Origin of the sequence: Phyllobacterium sp. SYP-B3895, from assembly GCF_009647635.1 — a bacterium.
Classification (GTDB): Bacteria; Pseudomonadota; Alphaproteobacteria; order Rhizobiales; family Rhizobiaceae; genus Phyllobacterium; species Phyllobacterium pellucidum.
Genome location: NZ_WJIG01000001.1, coordinates 1,247,428 through 1,262,082 on the forward strand (window position 1 = coordinate 1,247,428; position 14,655 = coordinate 1,262,082).

Below are 14,655 nucleotides of genomic sequence, written 5' to 3' on the forward strand. Positions count from 1 at the left end.
CAAATGGAAGCCGCTGCCGGATCAGGCAGCAACCGGTGCCTCGAGAATCTTCTTGGCGATCTGGCGCTTCAAGAGACGAGCGCGCTGCGACAATTCCTTCTCGTCAGCCTTGGCCAGGAACGCGTCCAGGCCACCGCGATGCTCGACGCTGCGCAGGGCATGAGCCGAGACGCGCAGACGGAAGCTCTGACCGAGAGCTTCGGAGATCAGCGTAACGTGGCAGAGGTTCGGCAAAAAGCGGCGGCGCGTTCTGTTGTTCGCATGGCTCACATTGTTACCGTACTGTACCGATTTAGCGGTCAATTCACATGTGCGGGACATTGGGTCTCACCTTCAAATTTCATTACCTATAGCCCGAATGTTTCTTGTTACCATCGCACGTCGCCGTGCAGCGGCGCGCTTATCGGACAGGCGGCCTATTGGGAAGTCGCGTTTCTATAGTGATATGAGCCGCGCGCGTCAAGTCTACTTCTGCTGCCGGCTGCGAAGTTTGGCACAGCTCTTGCGTGGCAGGCCGTCAGTTCACATCTTTATCACAACTTTGCCTGCTTTCTACGTTCGAACCGAAGAAAGGGACGCGCACCGACGGGAATGACAGAATGAAGCCAACCCGGCACCTTGCCATCCGAAGACTAGCCCTCGTTCCGCTGGCCGCCTCTGCGCTTATCGGAGCCGTGCCGGCGCATGGCGCGCAGTCGTTCAAGACCGACTACCGTGTGTCGATATATGGCTTGTCGATCGCCAAGGCGAGTTTTTCGACCAGCGTTGAGGAAAATGGTGCCTACAAGGTCACGGGCAAGCTTTCGAGTTCCGGCCTTGCCAGTATTTTCGACGATACGAACGGGAATCTGGATGTCACCGGGCACCTTGCCAAGAACGGTCCTGTGCCGAATTCCTATGAGGTGAAGTACCGGCACGGCGACCGCGACAAGCTGACCTCGATTGCCTTCACCAATGGCAATGTGACCAACACAACCAATGTTCCGCCGATTAATAGCAAGAAGAAGAACTGGGTGGAGCTGACGCCTGCCGATCTTCAATCCGTTGCCGATCCCATATCCGGAGTGATGGTTGCGGCGGATCGTCCCGATGAGGTCTGCGCCCAGACCTTGCATCTTTATGACGGGCAGACGCGCGTCGATCTCAAGCTGTCGCCATCAGGCGGTGTCGCCCCATTCGCGACTCGCGGCTTCAAAGGCGATGCCATAACGTGTACCGCGAAATTCGTCCCGATCGCCGGCTATCAGGCGGGCCGCAAGGCGATAGAATATTTGAAAAACTCCAGCAAGATCAGTCTCACCTTTGCTTCGCTGGGCAAGTCAGCTATCTATTCGCCCGTGCAGGCGAGGATCGGCACGCAGATCGGTACGGTTACCGTTTACGCGACCCGCTTCGAAAAGACAAAATAGCGCGGCCGGGGGCGGTCGTTTCGAAATTGGGGGCGCCGCGTGGCCACGTTCGTCGGGTTTCTTGCGATCATCATGTGGGCAATGCTTGCCCTTTTCACCGATGTGTCCGGCAAGGTGCCGCCATTTCAGCTGACAGCGATGACCTTCGCCATCGGCACGAGCCTCGGCCTGATTTCCTGGCTTTGGCGTCCCGGCGCTGCACGCAACCTGCGCCAGCCGGTAAAAGTCTGGCTGCTTGGCATCGCCGGTCTCTTCGGCTACCACTTCCTCTACTTCACCGCGCTTCGGAATGCACCGGCGGTAGATGCAAGCCTTATCGCCTATCTCTGGCCACTCTTCATCGTTGTCGGCTCCGCACTCATGCCGGGCGAGAAGCTGCGCTGGTTTCACATCGTCGGTACGCTGCTTGGCCTGTCTGGAACAGTGCTGATCATTACCAAGGGCGGCGGCTTCGGCTTTGATGCGCAATATGGCTTCGGCTATGCCATGGCCGGGCTGTGCGCGCTCACTTGGGCTGCCTATTCGCTGCTGTCGCGGCGCTTCGCCCATGTTCCGACCGATGCCGTAACCGGCTTTTGCGCGGCGACATCAGTACTTTCGTTCGTCTCACACCTCATGCTTGAACAGACGATTTGGCCGGAGGGCGCGGTTCAGTGGCTGGCGGTCCTCGGCCTTGGCCTCTTCCCGGTCGGCGCCGCCTTCTACGTCTGGGATTACGGCGTCAAGCACGGCAACATCCAGGTGCTGGGCGCAGCAAGCTATGCCGCGCCGTTGCTTTCGACCCTTGTCCTCATCATTGCCGGGGTGACCGAGCCGACCACGCGTGTCATGCTCGCCTGCCTGCTCATCACGCTCGGCGCGGTGCTGGCAGCCAAGGAAATGCTGTTCAAGCGCCGATAAAACGCATCAGGGTTCCCAGCCGGGCTCCGCAAGCTCGAACTGGGCAAAATCAAAGCCCGGTGCGACGGTGCAGCCGACGAGCGTCCACTCGCCGGTTGTTTGTGCACTCTGCCATTGTCCGGCCGGAACGACGGCTTGCGGCCGTTCTCCCGCGGCAAGATCAAGACCAAGGCGGTGGGTTTCGCGCGCTCCATCGGCAGATGCAATCGCCAGCGACAAGGGCGCGCCGCCATACCAGTGCCAGACTTCGGCGGCGTCCTTGACCCGGTGCCAGGCCGACACCTCGCCCTTTTCGAGGAGGAAATAGATTGCCGTCGAATGGCCGCGACCGCCAACCGGCCATTCGTTATTGTCGCGAAAAGTCTGCACGTAGGAGCCTCCCTCGGGATGCGGCGAAAGTCCAAGGTAGCTGCGGATGGCCTCGGGCGTCAGCGTCATCAGAACACGTCCTTGCGCTTGCGGATTTCGGCGAACGCCTCCTCGTCGCTGGCGTTTTCCATCTTCAGGTTCTTGCGGATAACGGGATCATGGGCGCGCAGGAATGGGTTGGTCGCCATCTCGCGCAAGATCGTCGTCGGCAAGGTCGGCAGGCTCGACTCGCGCAAGGCCATGATCTCCTTGGCCCGCTCCTTCAGCGCCGAATTGTCCGGATCGATTGTCAGGGCGAAGCGCGCATTGCTTTCGCTATACTCGTGTCCGCAATAGACCTGTGTGTCGCCGGGTAGCGCCATCAAGCGCTGCAGCGACTGAAACATCGTCGATGGTGTTCCCTCGAAAAGCCTGCCGCAGCCGAGCGAAAACAGCGTATCTCCCGTGAACACGACCTTGCCGTTTGGTATGTAATAGGAAATCTCGCCTGCCGTGTGCCCGGGCGTCGAAATGACCTCGACCTCGAAGTTGCCGAACGCAAAGCGCTCGCCATGCTTCAAGGCGCGATCGATCCCCGGTATTTTCGATCGCTCATCGGCTGGTCCGATGATTTCGGACCCGAAACGCTTCTTGAGGGCAAGGTTCGCCTCGACGTGGTCGCCATGATGGTGCGTCGTAAAGATGTGGGTCAGTTTCCAGCCACGCCGCTTCAGGGCATCGAGGATCGCCGCTTCTTCAGGCGCATCGATCGAAGCAGTGAGGCCGGCGTCCGGATCGTGGATCAACACGCCGAAATTATCGCTGCGTGCCGTGAATTGTTCGATTTGGAGATTGGACATGATCGTTCTCTTGGAGAAAGGGGAGCAGAAACAGGATAGCCTTGCTGCACAGCGGCGCAACCCACCTGTCCCTCTAAGTTTTATGTTCATGTTGGCGATAGTCGTATCTGCTTCTATTTAAGGTAGGAACGCTTTAGGTTGCCCGCATGCATCTCGACATTATCGATCTCCGCGCATTCTACGCATCGACGCTCGGGCACCTGACCGAGCGTTCGATTACGATGGCACTCGCTTCGATCTGGCCGAAACTGCCTGGAGAAAGGCTCGTCGGCCTTGGCTATGCCGTCCCCTATCTCGACCGGTTCCGCGGCGATACGGAGCGTACGTTTGCCTTCATGCCCGCGGGGCAAGGCGCCGCGAGCTGGCCGCCTGCGGAGCCTTCCGCCACGGCATTGATCTTCGAAGAGGAATTGCCGCTGCCCGATTCTTCCGTCGACCGGATTTTAATGGTGCATGCGCTGGAGCATGCGGAAGACCCGCGCGAAACGCTCAAGGAAATGTGGCGCGTGCTGGCGCCCAACGGCAGGCTGGTCATTGTCGTGCCGAACCGGCGCGGCCTGTGGGCGCGCTTCGAGCATACGCCCTTCGGCAGCGGCAGGCCCTATAGCGGCGGGCAGCTGACGCGGCTCCTGCGCGAGGCCAACTTCACGCCGGGTCCCTGGGCCGAGGCGTTGTTTTTTCCGCCGTCGTCAAGGCGCTCCGTCATGCGGCCGTCGCCGCTGTTCGAGCGGGCGGGCCGGCGCTTCTGGCCGATGTTCTCGGGCGTTCACATCGTCGAAGCGCAGAAGCGAATCTACCAGGGCCTGCCGGTTGCGCAGCGTTCCTCGCGGCGCGTTTTCGTTCCGGTACTGTCACCGTCAGGTACCGCCAGTGCCCGGCGGGATGGGATCTAACGCTTGAGCAGAAACACGGCCTGCTGGCCGAATAGGTTCCAGAATCCCCACGGCATGTTGAAGCCGAGCCGCTGGCCGAACGCATTGAGCGCGACGGCGGATTCGACCTCGGCCCCGACTTCCCTGGTCATATCGACAAAGTCGCTGATCGTGCAGAAATGGATGTTCGGCGTGTCATACCAGCTATAGGGAAGATCCTTGGTGACCGGCATGCGCCCGTTAAGGGCAAGCGAAGTTCGCACGCGCCAGTGGCCGAAATTGGGGAAGGATACGATTGCCCGCTCGCCGATGCGCAGGAGTTCGGTGAGGACGTTTTTCGGATTGCGGGTCGCCTGCAGGGTCTGTGACAGGATGACGTAGTCGAAGCCGGAATCCGGGTAATATTTGAGGTCGCTGTCGGCGTCGCCCTGGATGACGGAAAGGCCGCGGGCCACCGATTCATTGACGCCCTTTTGCGATAGCTCGACGCCACGGCCATCGACATTTTTTGCGCTCTGCAGCAGTTCGAGGAGTTCGCCATCGCCGCATCCTACATCGAGGACGCGGGAACCGGGTTTGACCAGCGAGGCGATCACTTCGAAATCGACGCGGGCATTGGTGTTGACACTCATTGGGCCAGGAGCCCCTTGGCGCGGGCCGCCGAGCGAATGAAACCGTTGATGGCCGAAAACATCTCCGGCTCATCGAGCAGGAAGGCATCATGGCCGCGATCGGATTCGATCTCGACGAAAGACACCGAAGCACCTGCGGCATTCAAGGCATGGGCGACAGTGCGGCTCTCGCTCGTTGGAAACAGCCAGTCGCTGGTAAACGATACGATGCAGAAACGTGTTTTCGACCCGGCAAAGGCGTCCGCAAGCCGCCCCTCGTGCTCGGCCGCCAGATCGAAATAGTCCATGGCGCGGGTCATGTAGAGATAGGAGTTCGGATCGAAGCGATCGACGAAGCTCATGCCCTGATAGCGCAGATAGCTTTCGATCTGGAAATCCGCATCAAAGCCGAACGTGACGTTTTGCCGGTCCTGAAGATTGCGGCCGAACTTTCGATGCAGGGCAACTTCCGAAAGATAGGTGATGTGCGCAGCCATGCGGGCAACGGAGAGACCCTTGCGGGGCACTGTACCGGCTTCAAGATAACGCCCTTCCTTCCACTCGGGATCGGCCATGACCGCCTGGCGGCCGACTTCGTGAAAGGCGATGTTCTGCGACGAATGCCGCGCGCCTGTCGCAATCGCCACTGCGGCAAACACCCGGTCTGATTGGCTCGATGCCCATTCGAGCACCTGCATGCCGCCCATCGACCCGCCAATGACGGCAAAGAGTTGCGTGATGCCGAAATGGTCGATGAGCATGGCCTGAGCCCGTACCATATCGGCAATGGTTATGACGGGCAGATCGAGCGCATAGGGCTTGCCTGTCTCTGGATTGATCGATGCGGGACCAGTCGATCCGAGGCAGCCGCCAAGGACGTTGGAGCAAAGCACGAAATAGCGGTCGGTATCGACCGGCTTTCCCGGCCCGACGAGCGTCTCCCACCAGCCGGGCTTTCCTGTCACCGGGTGCACGTTGGCAACATGCTGATCGCCGGTGAGCGCGTGGCAGATCAAAATGGCATTGGACTTGTCGGCGTTGAGTTCGCCGTAGGACTGGTAGGCCAGGCGGAACGGAGACAGCGACACGCCGCTATCAAGATGCAAGGGCTTGTCCGCCCCGAAATCCACCACAGGACTATGGGGATTGGTCGCCTCCTGAATCTTCTGATCGGTCGATGCTGATGCTCGGCTGGCTTTGGTCATCTTTACGCGAAAATTGAGCAAGATGCCGGTAGCTATGGTTGCGGTAGAGACAAAGTCAATGGTTACTTTGGGGCCAGCCATCATCCTCAGCGATCAAGGCCAAGAAGGAGAAATGCCATTTTTCTCGACATCGGCCCCGTGTGCGGCTATGTCCGCACGGTTGCTTTCCAGTGAACGACGAGCATTGCCCTCGAAACGTACGATGCCACGGAACATAGAATCATGACGACGACGCTTAAAGACCTACGCCCAACCCCCAAAGCCGGTGTGCTCGACATCGAGGCCTATGTGCCCGGCAAGGAACATGCGCCGGGTGTCGCAAAGGTCCACAAGCTCTCGTCCAACGAAACTCCGCTTGGCGCCAGCCGGCACGCGATCGAAGCCTATGGCGCCGCGGCGGAACGGCTGGAAATCTATCCGGACGGGCAGGCGACCGCACTGAAGAAGGCGATCGCCGAAATGCACGGCCTCAATGCCGGCAATATCCTGTGTGGCAATGGCTCCGACGAACTGCTCGGACTGCTCTGCCAGACCTATCTCGCGCCCGGCGATGAGGCGGTTTATACCGAGCACGGCTTCATGGTGTACAAGATCTACATCATGGCGGCTGGCGCAACGCCTGTCGTCGCCCAGGAAAAGACCGAGCAGGCGCATGTCGATTCCATTCTTGCCGCAGTGACGCCGCGCACCAGGATCGTATTCGTGGCCAATCCGAATAACCCGACCGGCACCTACGTGCCATTCGAGGAAGTACGCCGGCTGCATGCCGGGCTACCGAAGAATGTTCTTCTCGTGCTTGATGCCGCCTATGCCGAATATGTGCGTCGCAACGATTATGAAGCCGGGGTCGAACTCGTCTCGAACTTTGAAAACGTGGTGATGACCCGAACATTCTCGAAGATTCACGGGCTTGCCGGCCTGCGCATCGGCTGGATGTTCGCGCCCGCCCATGTCATCGATGCGGTCAACCGCATTCGTGGTCCTTTCAACTTAAACTCGGCGGCGATCGCCGCCGGCGCCGCAGCCATTCGTGACCGCGCGCATGTCGATGCGGCCGTCGCATTCAACGAGAAGTGGCTGCCGTGGCTGACCGAGCAACTCACGGCTCTGGGGCTGCGGGTCACGCCGTCAGTCGGCAATTTCCTGCTTGTGCACTTCCCGGACGATCCGGCAAAGTCGGCCGAAAAAGCCGACGCCTACCTGACGAGCAAGGGCTATATTTTGCGCCGCGTCGGCGGATACGGATTCCCCAACGCGCTGCGCCTTACCATCGGATCCGAGGAAGCCAATCGCGGCGTAGTCGCCGCACTCTCCGAATTTCTGAAGTAGACCATGTCCAAAATCCACTTTGACACAATCGCACTGATCGGCATCGGCCTCATCGGTTCTTCCCTTGCGCGCGTCATCAAGCGCGAGGGCCTTGCCGATCATGTCGTCATCTCCACACGCAGCGCCTCTACGCTTGCCCGGGCCAAGGAATTGGGGCTGGGTGACAGCTACACGCTCGACAGCGCCGATGCGGTGAAGCAGGCCGACCTGGTGATCATTTCCGTGCCGGTCGGGTCCTCCGGCGATGTGGCGCGCCAGATTGCCGGGTCGCTTAAGCCCGGCGCCATCGTCACGGATGTCGGCTCGACCAAGGGTTCCGTCATTGCACAGATGCAGCCGGAACTTCCCGCAAGCGTACATTTCATTCCCGGCCATCCGCTGGCGGGTACGGAGTATTCCGGACCGGATTCAGGCTTTGCCGAACTCTTCAACAATCGTTGGTGCATTCTGACGCCGCTCGAAGGCACCGACCGGGACGCGCTCGACCGGCTGACGAAGTTCTGGGAAGCGTGCGGGTCGCGGCTCGATACGATGGATCCTGTGCACCACGACCGGGTGCTCGCCATTGTCTCGCACCTGCCGCACATCATCGCCTACAATATTGTCGGCACCGCCAGCGACCTTGAGGAAGTGACGAATTCCGAAGTCATCAAATACTCGGCCTCGGGCTTTCGCGACTTCACGCGCCTTGCCGCTTCCGACCCGACAATGTGGCGCGACGTTTGCCTCCACAACAAGGAGGCGATCCTCGAAATGCTCGCACGCTTTTCCGAGGATCTATCCTCGTTGCAGCGGTCGATCCGTTGGGGCGACGGCGACGCCCTCTTCAGCCTGTTTACGCGCACCCGCGCGGTGCGCCGCGGCATTATCGACGCAGGGCAGGAAATCGATGCCCCCGATTTCGGCCGCCAGAAGGCAAGCCAGCCGGGGAGTTGATCGCCGGAATAGGTTATCGACAGCTAAGGCGCCAGGAAGACGAGAGACTCGTAGTCCTGGGCCCCGTTCAAGATACGTAGCACCTTAACGCTGGCCTCGTCGACGCGATAGAAAATCAGATATTCGCCATGCGGTCGACGGCGAACGCCAGTGTGCTCATAGCGGGTTACGATGGGAAATCGGCGCGGCATATCGCCTAGGCGCCGGCATCGTTCGACCAGTTCATTCACGAAGGTTGCTGCTCGCGCAGGATTATCGCGGGCGATGTAGTCGCCAATACGCTCAAGGTCGTCTTCGGCCTCCTGCGTAATAACAACGATCACTTCTGAGTTTCATCAATCATACGTTGGTATTTCGCGTTAAGCCTGTCGGCGACTTCTTGCAAAGGCCGGACGCGTCCCGCTTCAACGTCGGCGAGGCCCCGGGCAATAGCAGCATCCAGTGCCGCCAGGCGCTTTTCGCGCTCCTCTATCAAACGAACACCTTCCCGCAGAACTTCGCTGCGCGAGTTATAGCGCCCGGTCTTCACCAGGTCGTCTACGTAGGCCTCGAGCTTTTGTCCCAGATTTGCGCTACTGGCCATGGATATATCTCCTCCCAGAAACTAACATTGCTGATAACTGTTAGCAATGCGACTTTAGCTGCATGGAATGCGTAGTCACAGCGCCGGCAGGCGCCCAATACTAATGAAGCCGACGGACATTTTTCCGTTCTTCACGCTGATTGGCAGTGTCGGTGCACCGTCAGCGTCGCGCGGCGCAAAGGCAAGCGCCTGCAGCACGGTGGAAATCGTATTGCCGGCCTCGGGAACGATGCCCTGGACGGCCTTGGCGAAGCCCTCCGCATTGCGCAAAGTCACCCGGAATTCGCCGGTGATGCGCCCGTCTTCAGCCACCGAGAACGGCCCGGTAATGCCGACGCCGCTGCCGTCTTCAAAGGAGAGATCGACCTTGCGCAAAGTGCCCGATTGCCCGCGCAGGACAGTCAGGTTGCGCTCGCTTTTGCCGAGCAGCGCGAATCCATTGGCAAGTCCGATGTCCGCGGCGCCGGTAAGTTCAGGCAGCGAACGGTTGGGTACGACGTTATCGGCGAGTTTGAGCTTGTTGAAATTGAGCGTGACATCCATCTGCGGATCATTGGCGCGAAAGTCGAGCTGCCCGCTTCCCACGACGGCGATTGGCGCCGCGCCCGGATCACGCCCGCTCACGACGACATTCTTCCCGTCAATCGTGATTTCCTTCGGAAGCGGCCGGTCGAGGCGGATACTGGACGTCAGGCCGTCCCACTTGGCGTCAAGTGGAATAATCCCCGGCAGATCCAGCGCCGCAGGCCCCTCGATGACGCTGTTGATACGCATTGGATCGTAAAGCTGTGCCGCCGAGCGGAAGCTTCCGGCTGTCACCGAAAGATTTTTCGCCTTGTCGGCCCAGCCGACCTTGTCGCAATCGAGCCCGACGCGCAGGGGGAAGCCGCTGGCCCTTGCGTTCTCGCAAGTCGCGTCGATGCCTCTTTCCTTGAAGGCGGCGATGTTCGTCGCAACACGGGCCTCGAGCTCGCGGGCGAGGTAGTACCAGCCAGCCGTGTAGATCACGCCAAGCACGACAAGCCCGCCGATCAGAAATTTCAGCAGCCTGCGCGGTTTCTTGACAGTTTCGGGGGTGCTTGACGGCATGGTCCGGCTATCGCTATCGATCATGGGGAAGCTCCGCTGGGTGGGAGTACAGCTATCAGGATGGATATGGGCGATTTTTGGGTCTTTGGCTACGGATCTTTAATGTGGAAACCCGGCTTCGCTCATGTGGAGACCACTCATGCCCGCCTCCACGGCTATCGGCGCGCGCTTTGCGTGCGTTCTTATGTTCACCGTGGCACGCCGGAGCGGCCGGGCCTCGTCCTCGGGCTTGATCGAGGTGGGTCATGTCTCGGCATGGCGTTTCGCGTACCGGGAGAGCTAGAGGATGAGGTTGTGGCGTATCTGCGCGAGCGCGAGCTCGTGACGCATGTTTATCTCGAACGCCGGCTCGGCGTGCGCCTTGCGGATGGCCGCAAGGTCGAGGCGCTAACCTACATCGTGGACCGCGACCATGTGCAATATGCAGGGGCACTGTCCGTTGAAGATGCGGCAATGGCGGTTCGCGGTTCGGTCGGAAAATCCGGCCGCAACGAAGACTATGTGCACAGTACGCTTGAACATATGCGCAAGATGGATATTCGCGATCATTGGATGGAGGCAGTCGCTGCTGCTGTCGACCAGGGCTAACGCTGGTCCTCAGGCGAGGCTCGAGGACGTGGCAACCGCAATATGAATAATCAAACCTCGACGCCGAGTTCCTTCAGCCGCTGGACCGCCGTTGGCGGCATTGGCGGCGGATTGTCGGATTTCGCCGTTGCGATCAATAGCTCGTCGCATGCGGCTTCCGTGACCTCTTCCAGCTTTTTGAGGAAGGCGTCGTTGTCGAGACCCGGCTGGATCGGCGGCAGGATACGGCAGCGGATTAGGCCGGGGTAGCGCAAGAATTTGCGGCGCGGCCAGAAAAGCCCGGCATTATGGGCAATTGGCACCACAGGAACGCCGAGTTCGCCATAGATGTGGGCAACCCCGTATTTGTAGTGCGGCGGAGCACCAGGAGCCGTTCGGGTACCCTCTGGATAGATCATCAACTGCCGGTTGTCGGCAATGGCATCGCGAGCGCCACGTACGGCGGCTTTCATCGCCGCGGAACGCCTGCCACGGTCGATCGGCACCATTTTCATCTTGGCGATATACCAGCCGAAAAGCGGGATCCACGTCAGTTCGCGCTTGAGGATATAGACCGGGTCGGCGATGTGCGGCAGGAAGGCATAGGTATCCCAGAACGACTGGTGCTTCGGCGCGCAGATATAGGGGCCGTCCGGGAGGTTTTCCAACCCTTCGATCAGCGGCTCGGCGCCCGCAATGACCTTCTGCAGCCAGAGATTGGATCTTGCCCAGTTCTTGGGGATGATCCAGGCCTGCTTGCGCGGGCTGAGGAAGTAGAAGGGCGTGAAGATGATCATCTGGATGATCAGGTTGAGATAGAAGGCGGTGTTGAAGAGAAGTGACCGGATGATCGTCATGAGGGTCTCTGGTGCTGTCGGCTTGCGGTCTTCGTTATACCAATTCAGCGTGGCCGTGAACCGGCAAACCGGCGCCCGTGAAATTACCCCTTGAAACGGTGCAGAAGTGACGCGGTGGCATCGGACAGACTGTCGGGCAGATTGGAGCGCAGGACAGCGCCGAGATATTTGACGTATTCGACGAAGAGTACGCGCACGATCAGGCCGCGCGATATCCAGTCGCCATCACGCAGATTGGTGTTGATGATCGGATAGGGAATGAATTCAATATCCTGCGAGGCATGGGTGAGTTCGACCATGGTGCGCGGGATATGGTAATTGTTGGTAACGACGATCACCCGCTTGTAGTTGTTCGCATTGGCCCATTTGACGCTCTCTTCCGCATTGCCGATCGTGTCGAGTGCCGATCGGTCCAGATCGACGCAGCAGTCGAACAGTTCCGCATCGCCGCCCGTGACCCTCTGCAATTCAGCGCGGTTGGCCGAGGCGTGAACGCCGCTGATGAAAAGCCGCTTGCCGCGCTTGTTCTTGAGCAGGTCGAGCGCCCCCTCGATACGCGAATAACCGCCCGTGAGAACGACGATCCCATCGGCCGGCTCGGTCAAATCGGGCGGTTCCATCATCGTCACCCGATCGCTGAAAATGATGAAGCCGCCGATGAACAGTCCGAGAGCAAGAATTGCGAGGACGAACAAAGGCAAGACGATGCGATTGCGGACGAATGTCACGACCCGCCCATCACGTCTCATATCGTCGGAATCCTGGTTGCCGTTGCTGTCGTTCACGCCGTTCATCTTGCGCGCAAATTGCCTTGTCTGAGATATGTCTTTCAAAATGGAGGTCAACCGCGGCCTTGCAGGGGCCTTTTGCCAAATCCATGTTACTGAAACTAAATTAACAAAGTTAGGTTTCGTCGCGTCTGTCCACCTGTCTTAAATGTGCAATGACCGTCATTCGCGTTGTAATCATCGTGAGGACGCTGACCGCCAGAATAATAAGGACAACACCGGTATAGCCGCTCGATCCGATGGAAAAATTGCCGAAAAGCGCGGTCGCCTGATCTGCCTCAGGCGTGGCGAGATTGCGCGACGACCACCACGCAATCATCAGGAAAATGGCTATCGCGAGCGCGCCGCCACAGAGTGCTCCCTTGAGCGCGGTCCAGAAGAAATGCCGCTCGAACTGGCGGGCAACGAACTTCTGCTCAGCGCCGATGAAATGCAGCACCTCGATGATATGGCCGTTGCCCGCCATGGCGCCGCGCGTTGCGAAAATAACCGTAAGTACCGTCGCCGCCACGACGAGGGCAAGGACCGCGGTGCCGATGAGCACGGTCGAGCGGGCCATTGAGACGAGGCGGTCCACCCAGTTGCGGTGATCGTCGAAGCTTGCCCCCGGCACATCCTTGACGAGCGCGGCGCGGATGGCGGCAAAATCGGGCAGGGCGGCCTCGTCGAGCGTCACGACAACGAGGCGCGGCACCGGGAGTTCATCAATGTCGAGCCCGGTGCCGAGCCACGGCTCAAGCAGCCGCGCCGTCGCTGCCCTGTCGATGATCCGCGTTGCCTTCACGCCGGCGAAGCCTTGCGCAATGCCGCTTGCCTTGGCGAGCAGCGCTTCCATGTCCTCGCCCTCGACGGGGCGTATCTGGATGGTGGCTTCAGTCGAAATCTGGCTCTGCCAGGTGGCCGCCGTCGATTGGACAAGGCTGACGGCGCCTATTGTGAGGCAGGCAAGAAAGGTCATGATGGCAATCACGATCATCAGGGCATGTCCGACGACATTGCCTGCCGGAACGATCGGCGCCTGCCCATTGCCGCCGCGCACACGCGCGACAAGGACGCCGATGGCGGAGAAAGCCTGTTCCTTGAGGCGGGCGGCGTCAATCATAGACGTCGAGCCTCCCCTGATCGAGGATCATGCGCCGCGCATTGATCTGGTCCATCAGCGTGAGATCGTGGGTGGCGATGACAACGGCGGTGCCGGACCGATTGAGCTCGCCAAAGAGCCGCAGCAGCCGCCGCGCCAGCGGCGGATCGACATTGCCGGTCGGCTCGTCGGCAAGCAGAATCTCGGGCTGGTCGATGAGGGCGCGGGCGATTGCCGCGCGCTGCTTCTCACCGCCGGAAAGGACAGGCGGGAGCACGTGCATGCGCTCGCCAAGGCCGACCCAGTGCAAGAGTTCCTCGACTTCGGCGCGGTATGTCGCCTCTTCCTTGCCGCGCACACGCAGCGGCAGCGCGACATTCTGATAGGTCGTCATGTGATCGAGCAGGCGGAAATCCTGGAAGACGACGCCGATGCGGCGGCGCAGCAGTGGCATTTCCTTCGATGAGATGGTGGCAATGTCCTTGCCGAAAACCGTAATCAGACCGCGTGTCGGCTTCAGTGTCATGAAGAGGAGACGAAGCAGCGAGGTCTTGCCGGCGCCAGAGGGACCGGTCAGAAACTGGAACGAGCGGGGCGAGATATGGAGGCTGACATCACGCAGCACCTCCGGGCCCATCCCGTATCGCAGTCCGACATTCTCAAAGCGAATCAAGCGTAGTTTTCCAATCTCAAATCCATGCCCGTTTTATTTGGCGCGGACAGATTTGACCACCCATCAACATGCCTGAACAACAGCCGAAACGTTAATTTTTGCGCGCTAGGCTCCTGCGCATGATTCGGACAAACATGACTGCAACATGGCAGGGTGAGCGGAAAACCGGATGAATGCACAATCAGCAGGACCGCTTGCGAACGATGCCGTGAATATTTCGTCGGCGCAGGCCTTCGCCATGCCCGAAATCGAAGACGCTTCGTTCGAGACGATAATGCCAGGTGGAAGCGCGATCGACGCACATGCTGAGGTGCCTGCAACAGCAGGCGGCTTTGCGATATTCACTCCTGGGGTTTCGCGCCGTCCAACCCTTCCCGGCTTTGGCTATTGGCTCGTCGTCGCCTTGGCGGCCCTGTCGGCATTCTGGATCGCTGGCGGGCACGTGCTATTCATCGGACAGTAGCCGCCCGCACATGTTCAACTTTGCTTTTTGCCTCAGGATCAGGCTATAGAGCGCATCTGCGCAACCAGCCCGTATATGAAACTG

Annotated in this window: 19 protein-coding genes; 7 read left to right on the plus strand and 12 right to left on the minus strand. The window is 59.8% G+C overall.

The window, feature by feature from the left end:
* Window positions 1–21 precede the first annotated feature (21 nt).
* Window positions 22–321 carry a 50S ribosomal protein L28 gene (gene rpmB, locus GF108_RS06055; RefSeq protein ID WP_153667215.1) on the minus strand — a complete coding sequence of 100 codons (300 nt, stop codon included), beginning with the start codon at window positions 319–321 and terminating at the stop codon, window positions 22–24.
* Between the two features lie 278 nt (window positions 322–599).
* On the opposite strand from rpmB, the gene GF108_RS06060 reads away from it, so the two are divergent.
* Together GF108_RS06060 and GF108_RS06065 are read left to right on the plus strand one after the other, a co-directional pair.
* Window positions 600–1,409, plus strand: a complete 810-nt coding sequence (locus GF108_RS06060; protein WP_153667216.1) for a DUF3108 domain-containing protein — start codon at window positions 600–602, stop codon at window positions 1,407–1,409.
* A gap of 72 nt (window positions 1,410–1,481) precedes the next feature.
* The gene (locus GF108_RS06065) at window positions 1,482–2,309 is read left to right on the plus strand and encodes an EamA family transporter (RefSeq protein WP_153667356.1); all 828 of its coding nucleotides are present in this window, start codon (window positions 1,482–1,484) and stop codon (window positions 2,307–2,309) included.
* Between the two features lie 6 nt (window positions 2,310–2,315).
* Here GF108_RS06065 and GF108_RS06070 read toward each other — a convergent pair whose 3' ends face one another.
* On the minus strand, window positions 2,316–2,747 hold the full coding sequence (locus tag GF108_RS06070; protein ID WP_153667217.1) for a cupin domain-containing protein: 432 nt from the start codon (window positions 2,745–2,747) through the stop codon (window positions 2,316–2,318).
* Window positions 2,747–3,517: a hydroxyacylglutathione hydrolase gene (gene gloB, locus GF108_RS06075; RefSeq protein ID WP_153667218.1), complete on the minus strand. Its 771-nt coding sequence runs from the start codon at window positions 3,515–3,517 to the stop codon at window positions 2,747–2,749. The genes GF108_RS06070 and gloB overlap by 1 nt, the downstream gene beginning before the upstream one ends.
* A 146-nt stretch (window positions 3,518–3,663) precedes the next feature.
* Between gloB and GF108_RS06080 the strand changes: the two genes are divergently transcribed.
* Window positions 3,664–4,410 carry a class I SAM-dependent methyltransferase gene (locus GF108_RS06080; RefSeq protein WP_027231333.1) on the plus strand — a complete coding sequence of 249 codons (747 nt, stop codon included), beginning with the start codon at window positions 3,664–3,666 and terminating at the stop codon, window positions 4,408–4,410.
* Here GF108_RS06080 and metW read toward each other — a convergent pair.
* The gene (metW, locus tag GF108_RS06085) at window positions 4,407–5,021 is read right to left on the minus strand and encodes a methionine biosynthesis protein MetW (protein ID WP_153667219.1); all 615 of its coding nucleotides are present in this window, start codon (window positions 5,019–5,021) and stop codon (window positions 4,407–4,409) included. The genes GF108_RS06080 and metW overlap by 4 nt on opposite strands.
* Window positions 5,018–6,205 (minus strand): homoserine O-acetyltransferase, encoded by a 1,188-nt coding sequence (locus GF108_RS06090; RefSeq protein ID WP_153667220.1) that lies wholly within the window; start codon window positions 6,203–6,205, stop codon window positions 5,018–5,020. The genes metW and GF108_RS06090 overlap by 4 nt, the downstream gene beginning before the upstream one ends.
* Before the next feature lie 222 nt (window positions 6,206–6,427).
* Between GF108_RS06090 and hisC the strand changes: the two genes are divergently transcribed.
* Window positions 6,428–7,534: a histidinol-phosphate transaminase gene (hisC, locus tag GF108_RS06095; RefSeq protein ID WP_153667221.1), complete on the plus strand. Its 1,107-nt coding sequence runs from the start codon at window positions 6,428–6,430 to the stop codon at window positions 7,532–7,534.
* A 3-nt stretch (window positions 7,535–7,537) separates the two neighbouring features.
* Window positions 7,538–8,470: a prephenate/arogenate dehydrogenase family protein gene (locus GF108_RS06100; RefSeq protein WP_153667222.1), complete on the plus strand. Its 933-nt coding sequence runs from the start codon at window positions 7,538–7,540 to the stop codon at window positions 8,468–8,470.
* A gap of 23 nt (window positions 8,471–8,493) precedes the next feature.
* Here the strand turns inward: GF108_RS06100 and GF108_RS06105 are convergent, their stop codons facing one another.
* The 3 genes from GF108_RS06105 to GF108_RS06115 form a co-directional block, all read right to left on the minus strand.
* Window positions 8,494–8,793: a type II toxin-antitoxin system RelE/ParE family toxin gene (locus tag GF108_RS06105; RefSeq protein ID WP_370462082.1), complete on the minus strand. Its 300-nt coding sequence runs from the start codon at window positions 8,791–8,793 to the stop codon at window positions 8,494–8,496.
* Window positions 8,790–9,053: a type II toxin-antitoxin system ParD family antitoxin gene (locus GF108_RS06110; RefSeq protein WP_153667223.1), complete on the minus strand. Its 264-nt coding sequence runs from the start codon at window positions 9,051–9,053 to the stop codon at window positions 8,790–8,792. Before GF108_RS06110 ends, GF108_RS06105 begins: the two co-directional genes overlap by 4 nt.
* A 75-nt stretch (window positions 9,054–9,128) precedes the next feature.
* On the minus strand, window positions 9,129–10,166 hold the full coding sequence (locus tag GF108_RS06115) for a DUF2125 domain-containing protein (protein WP_153667224.1): 1,038 nt from the start codon (window positions 10,164–10,166) through the stop codon (window positions 9,129–9,131).
* Between the two features lie 42 nt (window positions 10,167–10,208).
* On the opposite strand from GF108_RS06115, the gene GF108_RS06120 reads away from it, so the two are divergent.
* Window positions 10,209–10,730, plus strand: a complete 522-nt coding sequence (locus GF108_RS06120; protein ID WP_027231340.1) for a gamma-glutamylcyclotransferase — start codon at window positions 10,209–10,211, stop codon at window positions 10,728–10,730.
* A gap of 50 nt (window positions 10,731–10,780) precedes the next feature.
* On the opposite strand, the gene GF108_RS06125 is transcribed toward GF108_RS06120, so the two are convergent.
* The 4 genes from GF108_RS06125 to ftsE all read right to left on the minus strand — a co-directional run bounded on the left by GF108_RS06125 (window position 10,781) and on the right by ftsE (window position 14,108).
* A complete protein-coding gene (locus tag GF108_RS06125; protein ID WP_153667225.1) occupies window positions 10,781–11,566 on the minus strand; it encodes a 1-acyl-sn-glycerol-3-phosphate acyltransferase in 786 nt (261 codons plus the stop codon).
* 83 nt (window positions 11,567–11,649) lie between these two features.
* Window positions 11,650–12,351, minus strand: coding sequence for a YdcF family protein (locus GF108_RS06130; RefSeq protein ID WP_244506674.1), 702 nt, complete (start codon window positions 12,349–12,351; stop codon window positions 11,650–11,652).
* 118 nt (window positions 12,352–12,469) lie between these two features.
* Entirely contained in the window at window positions 12,470–13,456 is a 987-nt protein-coding gene (locus GF108_RS06135; protein WP_091921253.1) for an ABC transporter permease, read from the minus strand.
* Window positions 13,449–14,108 carry a cell division ATP-binding protein FtsE gene (gene ftsE / locus GF108_RS06140; protein WP_091948362.1) on the minus strand — a complete coding sequence of 220 codons (660 nt, stop codon included), beginning with the start codon at window positions 14,106–14,108 and terminating at the stop codon, window positions 13,449–13,451. Before ftsE ends, GF108_RS06135 begins: the two co-directional genes overlap by 8 nt.
* 169 nt (window positions 14,109–14,277) lie before the next feature.
* On the opposite strand from ftsE, the gene GF108_RS06145 reads away from it, so the two are divergent.
* A complete protein-coding gene (locus GF108_RS06145) occupies window positions 14,278–14,571 on the plus strand; it encodes a hypothetical protein (protein WP_153667226.1) in 294 nt (97 codons plus the stop codon).
* Window positions 14,572–14,655 lie beyond the last annotated feature (84 nt).